General features: G+C 61.2%; 12 protein-coding genes and 1 tRNA gene. 3 read left to right on the top strand and 10 right to left on the bottom strand.

The genetic code is table 11. The features are described from left to right. Positions 1–279: 279 nt before the first annotated feature. Positions 280–370, bottom strand: a tRNA-Ser gene (locus LAT62_RS14680). Positions 371–458: 88 nt separating this feature from the next. Between LAT62_RS14680 and LAT62_RS14675 the strand changes: the two genes are divergently transcribed. Beyond that, entirely contained in the window at positions 459–791 is a 333-nt protein-coding gene (locus tag LAT62_RS14675; RefSeq protein ID WP_293385590.1) for an NGG1p interacting factor NIF3, read from the top strand. Here the strand turns inward: LAT62_RS14675 and LAT62_RS14670 are convergent. Next, entirely contained in the window at positions 769–1,326 is a 558-nt protein-coding gene (locus LAT62_RS14670) for an NUDIX hydrolase (protein ID WP_293385587.1), read from the bottom strand. The two genes, LAT62_RS14675 and LAT62_RS14670, sit on opposite strands and share 23 nt — an antisense overlap. A 153-nt stretch (positions 1,327–1,479) precedes the next feature. Here LAT62_RS14670 and LAT62_RS14665 point away from each other — a divergent pair, with 153 nt between their 5' ends. Continuing rightward, a complete protein-coding gene (locus LAT62_RS14665) occupies positions 1,480–2,091 on the top strand; it encodes a CoA pyrophosphatase (protein WP_293385584.1) in 612 nt (203 codons plus the stop codon). Positions 2,092–2,120: 29 nt separating this feature from the next. Continuing rightward, entirely contained in the window at positions 2,121–3,083 is a 963-nt protein-coding gene (locus LAT62_RS14660) for a DUF4062 domain-containing protein (protein ID WP_293385581.1), read from the top strand. Here the strand turns inward: LAT62_RS14660 and LAT62_RS14655 are convergent. The 8 genes from LAT62_RS14655 to rsxA are packed head-to-tail and all read right to left on the bottom strand — an operon-like array spanning position 3,068 to position 9,680. Continuing rightward, positions 3,068–3,670, bottom strand: coding sequence for a hypothetical protein (locus LAT62_RS14655; RefSeq protein ID WP_293385578.1), 603 nt, complete (start codon positions 3,668–3,670; stop codon positions 3,068–3,070). The genes LAT62_RS14660 and LAT62_RS14655 overlap by 16 nt on opposite strands. 22 nt (positions 3,671–3,692) lie before the next feature. Continuing rightward, a complete protein-coding gene (gene nth / locus LAT62_RS14650; RefSeq protein WP_293385575.1) occupies positions 3,693–4,328 on the bottom strand; it encodes an endonuclease III in 636 nt (211 codons plus the stop codon). A 19-nt stretch (positions 4,329–4,347) separates the two neighbouring features. Then, positions 4,348–5,052: an electron transport complex subunit E gene (locus LAT62_RS14645; RefSeq protein WP_293385572.1), complete on the bottom strand. Its 705-nt coding sequence runs from the start codon at positions 5,050–5,052 to the stop codon at positions 4,348–4,350. Between the two features lie 21 nt (positions 5,053–5,073). After that, positions 5,074–5,706 carry an electron transport complex subunit RsxG gene (gene rsxG / locus LAT62_RS14640; protein ID WP_293385569.1) on the bottom strand — a complete coding sequence of 211 codons (633 nt, stop codon included), beginning with the start codon at positions 5,704–5,706 and terminating at the stop codon, positions 5,074–5,076. Then, positions 5,703–6,731, bottom strand: coding sequence for an electron transport complex subunit RsxD (gene rsxD / locus LAT62_RS14635; protein ID WP_293385566.1), 1,029 nt, complete (start codon positions 6,729–6,731; stop codon positions 5,703–5,705). The genes rsxG and rsxD overlap by 4 nt, the downstream gene beginning before the upstream one ends. 2 nt (positions 6,732–6,733) lie before the next feature. Next, on the bottom strand, positions 6,734–8,518 hold the full coding sequence (gene rsxC / locus LAT62_RS14630; RefSeq protein ID WP_293385564.1) for an electron transport complex subunit RsxC: 1,785 nt from the start codon (positions 8,516–8,518) through the stop codon (positions 6,734–6,736). Next, positions 8,515–9,102, bottom strand: coding sequence for an electron transport complex subunit RsxB (rsxB, locus tag LAT62_RS14625; RefSeq protein WP_293385561.1), 588 nt, complete (start codon positions 9,100–9,102; stop codon positions 8,515–8,517). The genes rsxC and rsxB overlap by 4 nt, the downstream gene beginning before the upstream one ends. After that, positions 9,099–9,680 carry an electron transport complex subunit RsxA gene (gene rsxA / locus LAT62_RS14620; RefSeq protein ID WP_293385558.1) on the bottom strand — a complete coding sequence of 194 codons (582 nt, stop codon included), beginning with the start codon at positions 9,678–9,680 and terminating at the stop codon, positions 9,099–9,101. Before rsxA ends, rsxB begins: the two co-directional genes overlap by 4 nt. Positions 9,681–9,981: the final 301 nt, after the last annotated feature.

Below are 9,981 nucleotides of genomic sequence, written 5' to 3'. Positions count from 1 at the left end.
CTGTCCCGCTGATCCTCCCGGGACTGGCGCTCGCGTCGGCGGCACCACAAGGGTTCGCTTGGCTGCTAACCCGCTTCGGCACGCACCCTTGTAGGCCAACGACGTGAGTCGTGCTCGGCGGCGTAGCCGCATTTGAGGGGCTCGTCGGCCCGGTGCGCGACCCACGTCGCAGCCTACAGGTTGTGTGCCTCCGTTGTAGATAAGCGCGGCCAAGGCCGGCGCCTACAGGCACAAACAAAAAAGCCCGCATTGCTGCGGGCTTTTTTGTAGAACAGAATTTGGCGGAGGGACAGGGATTCGAACCCTGGGTAGGCTATTAACCTACGCCGGTTTTCAAGACCGGTGCTTTCAACCGCTCAGCCATCCCTCCATAACGGCGGCAGTGTACCTTGCCCCGGGTGAAAGTCAATGATAAATGGCTGATAATGAAGGTGTTTTTACAGCAATGAGGGGGTCCCATGGCAGCACAATACAAATTGATCTGGTTCGTGCCGGACAGCCATGTCGAGCAGACCAAGGCGGCTGTTTTCGAGGCGGGCGCAGGGCGTCAGGGGGATTACGAGTGGTGTGCCTGGCAGTGCCACGGCACCGGACAGTTCAGGCCAGGTGCAGCGGCCAACCCTTATCTCGGCAAGCCGGGTGAGCTGGAGCAGGTCGCCGAATACCGGGTAGAGACGCTGGTGGACGAGGCGCATATGAGCACAGTGCTGAAGGCGCTGCGGGCGTCACACCCCTATGAAGAACCGGCATTCGAGATTGTGCAATTGGTCAGTTCCGAGGCATGGGCATAATGGTGGTTTCAAGCAAGGGTAAACTGGCGGGAGCAGTACCCTCTGGCGAGAGATGATCGACATAATGCTGCAGTGTGGCCAGCACGGTGCGAAAAGCAATCTGGTCCCAGGGAATATCGGTGGGCCTGAACAGGCGTACTTCGGAGCTCTCTGCCGTTTCGGAGAATTCCGGTGAGGTCATGGCGGCCAGATAATAGACATGCACCTGGTCAAACTGGGGCAGGCTGATCACCGACAGCATTTGCTGTAGATCCGGCGCATTGCGCGCTTCTTCCCAGGTTTCACGCGCCGCGCCCTCCTGCAGCGTTTCGCCGTTTTCCATAAAGCCACCGGGCAGGGTCCAGAGGCCGAAACGGGGCTCGATATTGCGTTTGCACAGCAACAGTTGCCCGTCCAGCACCGGCAGGGTGCCCACGATAACGCGCGGGTTCTGATAGTGAATGGTGCCACAGGCCGGACAATGGTAGCGCGGCATATTGTCGTCCGCCGGAACGGAAAATTCGACGGGTGTGGCACAGACACTGCAATACTTCATCAGGAAAGATCCGGAACTGACGGTTGTCCGCCAGAGTGTAAGCCAAACCGGCAGCCGGTCCAACCGGATCAGGAGCGCAAGGGCGGGTAAACTGAGGGCGCAGTGCGTCGCTGATGTGTATACTTCCTGAGGACAGTTAACAAGGACACCTGAATGACCGCGACGGTATCAACAGACTGGCTTGGTCGGCTGCACAATTATCAGCCTCGTCTGGTGCCCGATTCCGCTCGTCAGGCAGCGGTCATGGTACTGCTCGCCGATTCAACGGATGGGCTGCAGATGCTGCTGACCCAGCGCTCGCGACACTTGGTGTCGCATCCCGGTGAAGTATCGTTTCCCGGCGGAAATGTTGAGCCCTACGATGATGACCTGTATTGCACCGCGTTGCGGGAAACCCGGGAAGAAACCGGACTGACCGAGACTCCGAATTATGTAGGGCAGTTGGACAGCCTGTATGCGAAGTCCGGTATTCAGGTGTCCGCTTTTGTCAGCCATCTTGATCACTTGCCGCATCTGGTCGCCAGTCCTGATGAGGTTGCCGAGGTGTTCTGGGTACCACTGGCCGAATTGCTGCACAATCCGCCGCGCTACGAGATGTTCGAGCGCCAGGGCCGGCAGTGGCGCGTGCCCTTTTTCGACTACGAACAGTGGACGATCTGGGGCATGACAGGCATGATTCTGGTGAATTGTCTGAACGTGATACAGGGCAGTGACTGGCCCGGTTTTCATGAAGAATGGTCTGCCAACCCTATGGACGCAGACTGAAATTTTCAGTAGTACTATCAGGGATGACCGTGAATAACGAACGATATCTGGCCTGTATCAGCTCCAATCAGTCTGCCGGTGAACAGGTAAGGCGGGATGTGGCCGAGACTCTTGCCGGACTGCATATCGTGCCGACGGGCTTCAGCTTTCCCCCGTTGACTGACGGCTATCTGTGGAAGCTGCAACAGATTGCGCTGGATGATGCCGATTTCTGCGTACTGATTCTGGGCAGTGACTACGGACCCGTCTCCGAGACGGGTGTCGGTTATCTGCATCGGGCCGCTGCCCATGCCATGGCCACGGAGAAGCCGGTTTTGGTGCTGGTCTGTGAAGCCCTGAGCGAGTCACCGAGCAAGGTGGACCACCTGCGCTATATGAACATGCTGCACGACCTGCGCAAGCAGGCTCGCGTCATTGATGCAGTGCACCCGACCGACATCAGGGACCTGCTGGAAAAAGCGGTCGAAGAACTGGTAGAAGGCGGTCGACTCAGAGGCTGGCAGCGGGTCGGGGAGGGCAGTACCCACACCGAGGTCAAGGTTCTGCAGCAACAGATCGGTGAGTTGCGGGAATACCTGGATCAGGTGCGCAGGGGCGATCAGCCCAAGGGGCACGGCAACCGGCCTCCTGCTGTCGACTACCGGGTCAAGGTGTTCCGTGACGGCAACATGACGACTCATGAGCATGCGCTCAAGATTGGCTGGGACGGCCTGTTCGAACTGGTAGCACCCTTGCTGACCGTACCGAAACGGGAAGCCGAATGGAAAGCTGAAGTCGAGGAAAGACTGCTGGCCCGTGTGCAGCCGGATCTTCGCAAGTCGCATCCGAAAGCCCATGGTTTTGTAGCCCTGCGTGTCGATGGTGTGGTCTTCGACCAGATCAAGCAGCACTATCGCAGGCTGGGGTGGGTGACTCAGGTGGACGGCATCTGGCAGCTTACCGCTTTGGGTGAGCACAACTGGGCTCGCCTGGAGAATCAGTCCTCAATCTGAAGCGCGCAGGCGGTGCCCCGAATTCCGGGGTCAGGTTGTGACGCGGGCTCTCGGGTGGTCCAGAAGCCGCCGTCATGGCGCAGCGCCAGCCCTGCCTCTCCAGTGTGTTGCAGTAGCTGCTGCTGCAAACGACTTCTGCTCGCCCACTGACGCCCTTGATCAGACTTGAACGTCCATACCCCGGGTATTGAGCGTTGCCATTGTGCGTGCCGTCTTGGCGTAGTGGCAAGTCTCTGCACCAGCGCATCCGGGTGGCAGTGCACGGATCGTTCACTTTGCAGCAGAGTGCCCAGCAGCAGCGCCTCTGCCAGGTCGGCACAGCATAGGGTACGCAGCAATGTCGTCCGGTTTTTCCAGCGATTGAGTTGCCTGTTCAGGCTCGTGGGACGGCTCAGGTACCAGGCCGGCGGCTGTGGTGCAATATGCAGCGTAACCAAGCTATCAGCCTCTACCGCAAGTCGCTCGGCCTCATGCTGCCAAAGTGCGCCGATGCCTTCCTGCAGACGCAGACAGCGCGGCATTGGCAGCCGCTCGCTGTCCGGGCCCAGCCCGAAGGGCTGGGGTGCTGATGCGGGTAGCAGCAGCAAGACGCCGCAGCGTGCGGCGGGGTCAGTCGAGTGCCTTGTCCTTGTACTCACAGAGATCCTCGATGAGGCAGCTGCCACAGCGTGGTTTGCGTGCCACACAGGTATAGCGCCCGTGCAGAATTAGCCAGTGGTGGGCATCCAGCAGAAACTCTTTCGGTACCAGGCGCAAAAGCCGGTCTTCGACCTGGCGTACGTTTTTGCCCGGTGCAATGCCGGTGCGATTGGAAACCCGGAATATATGCGTGTCCACAGCCATGGCGGGTTGCCTAAATGCGGTGTTCAGCACGACATTGGCGGTTTTCCGGCCCACACCCGGGAGCGCTTCCAGAGCTTCTCTGTTGTCCGGAACCTCGCCGCCATGCTGCTCGACCAGGGCTTGGCAGGTCTTGATGACGTTTTCTGCCTTGCTGTTGTAGAGGCCTATGGTCTTGATGTGTTCCTTCAATCCGTCCAGGCCAAGGTCCAGAATGGCCCGGGGGGTGTTGGCCACAGGATAAAGCCGGCGAGTGGCCTTGTTGACACCCACGTCAGTGGCCTGGGCAGACAGAATCACCGCAATCAACAGTTCGAAGGTGCTGGTATATTCCAGCTCGGTCTTCGGCTCCGGGTTTTCCGCCCGCAGTCGACTGAATATTTCCGTGCGCTTCGCTTTGTTCATGAACCTTGTACTTTTCCGTTCAGTTGATTTTGCCGGTGACACGCACTCGTTTGCTGCCTCGGACCAGTGGCTCCGACGCACGACGTGCCGCCATGCCCTGATCGATGGCATTCTTCAGTGCAATGAGCAGACCTGTGATGACAAAGGCACCGGGGGGCAGGACGGCAAACAGGAAGTTGGGGTAGTCGTCCAACGGCCGCCAGACCCATCCGTGGGCAGCCTCCCCGAAAAGCAGGTGCATGTTGGCGAACAGGGTGCCCTGACCAATCAACTCCCGCACGGCACCCAGCAACACCAGCACGGCAGCGAACCCGAGACCCATCATCAGCCCGTCGAGCAAGGCCGCCGGCGGGCGGTTCTTGCGCGCAAAACCATCGGCCCGACCAAGGATGGCGCAGTTGGTGACAATCAGCGGAATGAAGATACCGAGTATTTGGTAGAGCTCATAGGTGAAGGCACGCATCAGCATTTCCGCGCAGGTGACCAGCGAGGCGATGATCATGACAAAAGCCGGCAGGCGGACCGCATCGGATACATAGTGCCGGATCAGGGAGACGGCCAGGTTGGAGCCCATCAGAACGGCCAGCGTCGCCAGGCCCAGCCCTAGTGCATTGACCACGGTGCCGGACACCGCCAGCAGCGGGCACAGCCCGAGCAACTGAACCAGCGCCGGGTTGTTGTTCCACAGTCCGTTGCGGGTAATTGTGCTGAAGCTGTCGGTCATTGCTGGTGTCTCCAAATAGGCCTACAGTGCCAATAACCATTCCCGATTATCGGCAAAAAAGTCTAACCCGTTGCGCACCGCTGTTACCACTGCCCTTGGGGTTATCGTTGCGCCGGTGAGCTGGTCGAATTCGCCGCCATCCTTGCGCACGGCCCATTGTTCCGGCGGGGGCATAGACAGTGAGGTGCCGTCAAACTGCAACACCCAGTCACTGCGATCAGCCTCGATGGCATCACCCAGGCCGGGTGTCTCCTGATGGGCCACCACGCGCACGCCCAGCACTTCTCCACCCCGGCTCACGGCAACCAGCAGGTCGATGTCGCCGGTATAGCCCTGCCGCGAGGTCACCGGCAGCACCACCGCCGTGACCTGCTCATCGCGCAGCGCTCTGAAAGCCGGGCGGTTGCTGCGCAGGGCCAGTCGCTCCACATCGATCAACTGCTCGGCATCCTGCAGCGACAAGGGCTGGTCTTCGATCGGCTGGTCGAACCAGGTCTCCGGCACCAGTTCATACAGTGTGCGCGCTGCATAGGCATCGGCATTGGCCTGAGCGCGCTCCAGCGTCTGCGTATGCACCACGGCAATCAGGCCGGCGGTGAAGACCGCAAACAGGCCGAGACCAATGGCATGACGGACTATGGGATGGCGCATCATGTGCGTTGCTCCCCATAGGCACGTGGGCGGGTATAGTGGTCAATCAGGGGGGCTGCAAAGTTCATCAGCAACACGGCAAAGGCCACCGCGTCCGGGTAGTTGCCCCAGGTACGAATGACATAAATCAGAACCCCGATGCCAGCACCGTAGATCAGTTTGCCCCGGTTGCTGGTGGCCGAGGAGACCGGATCCGTGGCGATAAAGAAGGCGCCCAGCATGGTGGCTCCGCCCAGAAGGTGCAGGTCGATCGGCATGTACTGGTCGCCCGCCCACGAGAACACCAACGCCAGCAGCGCCAGGCTGGCCAGCACGGCAACCGGTGTGTGCCAGGAAATAACCCGTTGCCAGATCAGCACCACACCGCCGAGCAGATACAGCAGACTGACCCACTCCCAGCCATAGAGCCGCCAACCAGCACTGAACAGCGGGTCCTCACGCACGACGGCGGCCGAAGTCAGGGCCGTCTCCGTCTTGTAGACATCCAGCGGGGTGGCCATGGTCATGCCGTCCACCAGGGTCTGCTCGACACGCAGGCCAGCAAAGATCACCTGTGCTGCCTCTGCCAGGCTGTGGGCTTCTGACGCCAGAGCTGCCGGCATGCCCCAGCGTGTGGTCATCTCTACAGGAAATGACACCAGCAGCACGGCATAGCCGACCATGGCCGGATTGAACGGGTTGTTGCCCAGACCACCATACAGGTGTTTGGCAAAGACGATCGCGGCCAGCGCGCCGATAACCGGTATCCACCAGGGTGCCAGTGGGGGCAGCGCCAGCGCCAGCAGCCAGGCGGTCAGGACGGCACTGCCATCGGTCAGAAAAAACAGGATGGGGCGGCGGCGCAGGCGCAGAATTATGGCCTCGGCGACCAATGCGGTGCTGACCGCCAGCAAGGCGTTGATCAGATAGCCCCAGCCAAAGAACCAGATCAGAGCTGCAAAGCCGGGCAGGGTGGCCAGCCAGACCCGGAACATCACCTGCTGAACAGAAACCGGGCCGATGGTATGGGGAGAGGACGCCACCAGCACGATCAGGACTCCGCCTTCTGCAGTTGCGCTTCGGTCTTCTGGATCTGCTGCTGCAGCTTGCTGACGGTCATCTGCATGGCCTTGCGATGCTCGGGTGCGGCATCGGCCAGCTTGGCCTCTGCCTTGGCCAGTCGATCACGCTGCTGATCAAGCCGGGCCTGCAATTGCTCGGCCGACAGGTTGGCTGTCGGCGCTGTATTCGGTGTGCCCTGTTCGCCGGTACGCTTGGCCTTGGCGCGCTCTACAGCCTCGGAAACCGGGTCCGAGGCCTTGTCGACGGCGGTCGCTGATTCGCTCTGGCGCGCCTTGGCTGCTTGGGCGCGCTGCTGGCGCCGGGCTTCTTTCTCGGCCGCCTCCTGTTCCAGGCGGGCCTGCCGGGCTTCGAAACGGATACGGGCCCGTTCCGCCTGCTGATGTTCGGCCTTTTCGCGATGAATGGTGCCCTTGGCGGCCCGGTAATACTGGACCAGCGGGATATGGCTGGGGCAGACATAGGCGCAGGCGCCGCACTCTATACAGTCGAACAAACGATGCTGCTCTGCCTTGTCCCACTCTCTGGACTGGGCAAACCACATCAGTTGCTGGGGCAGCAGGCTGGCAGGGCAGACCTGCTCACAGTGGCCGCAGCGAATGCAGGGTTTGGCCGGTGGCGGCGTTGGCAACTCCTGTTCTGTCGGTACCAGCAGGCAATTGGTGGCCTTGACTAGAGGCAGACCGGGTTCATTCAGGGCAAAACCCATCATGGGGCCACCCATGATCAGACGCTCGGGTGCAGTGTCGAGGCCTGCCCAGGCCAGCAGCGCATCTATCGACGTGCCCAGGCGCACCTCGATATTGCCCTGTCGGCGCAGGTGATCGCCGGTCAGCGTGGTTATCCGGCTGATCAGCGGTCGGTCTTCAATGACGGCATCGGCTACGGCGGCCAGGGTGCCGACATTGTGGCAGAGCATGCCCAGATCCATGGGCAGGCCACCCGAGGGCACTTCGCGTCCGGTCAGCAGCCAGATGAGCTGGCGTTCTCCGCCGGACGGATAGCGTGTCGGGACTACGCGGATCTCGCAGCGCTGACGCAGTGTTTCCGGGAGCGCCTGCAGGCCTGCGTGCAGGGCGGCAATGGCGTCGGGCTTGTTGTCTTCGATGCCGATCAGAATGCGCTGGAAATCATAAAGCTTGTGCACCACTTCAATGCCGCGATACAGGGTCGGTGCGCGCTCGCGTATCAGTGCCTGATCGGCGGTAATGTAGGGTTCGCACTCGGCGCCGTTCACGACCAGGGTGTCGATATGGGCGCGGTCGGCCGCCAGCTTGACGGCGGTGGGGAAGCTGGCGCCGCCCAGCCCGGTAACACCGGCTTCCTGCAGCCGCTGCAGCAGGTCGGCATGAGAGCGGGCAGGCCAGTCCGGCCAGGGAGCTCGGGGTCGCCAGGTGTCCTGGCCGTCCGCCTGAATAACGATGCAGGTGACCGTCAGGCCGGAGGGGTGCGGCACCGGCCGGTCCTCGATGGCGGTGACCGTGCCGCTCGTCGGGGCATGCGCTGGCGCACTGATGAAACCGGCCGCTTCGGCGATGATCTGCCCGGTCAGTACCTGGTCTCCGACCGTCACGCAGGGCACTGCCAGCGCACCAATATGCTGGTTGACCGGCACCACATACTGAGCCTGCAGGGGAAACTCGGCAATGGGGGTCTGCAAGCTCTGCGCTTTGTTGTCGGGCGGGTGAATACCGCCGGGGAAATCGAACCAGCCGGGTTCTGCCGCCTGGCCGCGTAGCAGGCGCATCAGGTTCATGCGGCCTCCTGGTCGGAGCGGTCACGGTCCGTGGCAATGATCTGATAGTCCGGTTTCGGGGGCTGCCAGTGCCAGGTTTGCAGGTGTGTTGCCACCGGGACCATGTCGATGCAGTCGACCGGGCAGGGGTCGACACAGAGATCGCAACCGGTGCATTCGCTCTCGATCACGGTATGCATCTGTTTGGCGGCGCCGAGGATGGCGTCCACCGGGCAGGCCTGTATGCACTTGGTGCAGCCGATGCATTCGTCTTCCCGAATGATGGCGACCTGCCGGGGCTTTTCTTCGCCGTGTTCGGCATCCAGCGGCACCGGTTCCATGTCCAGCAGGTCGGCCAGCTCCTGAATGGTGCTTTCACCGCCCGGCGGGCATTTGTTGATGGCTTCGCCGTTGGCAATAGCTTCGGCATAGGGCCGACAGCCCGGATGGCCGCACTGGCCGCACTGGGTCTGCGGCAGTATCTGGTCGATCTGATCGACAATAGGGTTGCCTTCGGGACGAAACCTGACCGAGGCATAGCCGAGCAGGCCGCCAAACAGGACCGCCAGGACCAGCAGGGCGAGGATGGACCAGACGATGATCATAAGGCCACCAGTCCGGTGAAGCCCATGAAGCCGAGCGACATCAGTCCGGCGGTGACCATGCCGATGGCAGAGCCTTTGAAGGGGGCGGGCACATCAGCCACATTCAGCCGCTCACGCATGGCGGCGAACAGCACCAGCACCAGTGAGAAGCCCACGGCGGCGCCAAAGCCGTACAGCAGTGATTCGATAAAGTTGTTGTCCTGCTGGATGTTGAGCAGGGCGACCCCGAGCACGGCGCAGTTGGTGGTGATCAGGGGCAGGAAGATACCCAGTACCCGGTAGAGCAGCGGGCTGGTCTTGCGTACCACCATTTCGGTGAACTGGACGACGGCGGCGATGACGAGGATGAAGCTTATGGTCTGCAGGAATACCACGTCGAGCGGCAGCAGGATGAAGTTGTACACCAGATAGCTGAACACGGAGGCCAGGGTCAGCACGAAGGTGGTGGCGAATGACATGCCCAGCGCGGTTTCCAGTTTGTTGGACACGCCCATGAAGGGGCACAGCCCGAGGAACTGGACCAGCACGAAGTTGTTGACGAGCACGGTGCTCAGGAGCAGCAGAAAGTAATCCGTCATGCGGTGACTTCAGTTGGTGGCCGGAAGTGCGTTCAGGCGCGATATTATGCGGGTTTGGGCGGGCTCGGACAAGGCGGGCCCCAACCCTTGTAGGCTGTGGCCCTTGGCCACGCATACGTGAGCAAGGCCCAAAACTTCGGACCGCGCTGGCCTAAAAACGGAGGCACATATGTAGGCCAGTGGCGTGAGCCACGCTCGGAGCCGGCAGGCCCCTGTCAAATGCGGTTGCTTCTACTTGGTTGCTATTGCCGCCTGATGGCGGGGTACACTGACCGCAGACACGCAAAAAACGTCATCCCTG

It is taken from the genome of Natronospirillum sp. (assembly GCF_022565775.1).
Classification (GTDB): Bacteria; Pseudomonadota; Gammaproteobacteria; order Pseudomonadales; family Natronospirillaceae; genus Natronospirillum.
This window is presented reverse-complemented; position numbering and strand designations above follow the sequence as displayed.

Excerpts from the sequence above, each read along its gene's own strand:
- LAT62_RS14675 (WP_293385590.1), top strand. The coding sequence starts at position 459 with ATGGCAGCACAATACAAATTGATCTGGTTCGTGCCGGACAGCCATGTC.
- LAT62_RS14670 (WP_293385587.1), bottom strand. The coding sequence starts at position 1,326 with ATGAAGTATTGCAGTGTCTGTGCCACACCCGTCGAATTTTCCGTTCCG.
- LAT62_RS14665 (WP_293385584.1), top strand. The coding sequence starts at position 1,480 with ATGACCGCGACGGTATCAACAGACTGGCTTGGTCGGCTGCACAATTAT.
- nth (WP_293385575.1), bottom strand. The coding sequence starts at position 4,328 with ATGAACAAAGCGAAGCGCACGGAAATATTCAGTCGACTGCGGGCGGAA.
- LAT62_RS14645 (WP_293385572.1), bottom strand. The coding sequence starts at position 5,052 with ATGACCGACAGCTTCAGCACAATTACCCGCAACGGACTGTGGAACAAC.
- rsxG (WP_293385569.1), bottom strand. The coding sequence starts at position 5,706 with ATGATGCGCCATCCCATAGTCCGTCATGCCATTGGTCTCGGCCTGTTT.
- rsxC (WP_293385564.1), bottom strand. The coding sequence starts at position 8,518 with ATGAACCTGATGCGCCTGCTACGCGGCCAGGCGGCAGAACCCGGCTGG.
- rsxB (WP_293385561.1), bottom strand. The coding sequence starts at position 9,102 with ATGATCATCGTCTGGTCCATCCTCGCCCTGCTGGTCCTGGCGGTCCTG.
- rsxA (WP_293385558.1), bottom strand. The coding sequence starts at position 9,680 with ATGACGGATTACTTTCTGCTGCTCCTGAGCACCGTGCTCGTCAACAAC.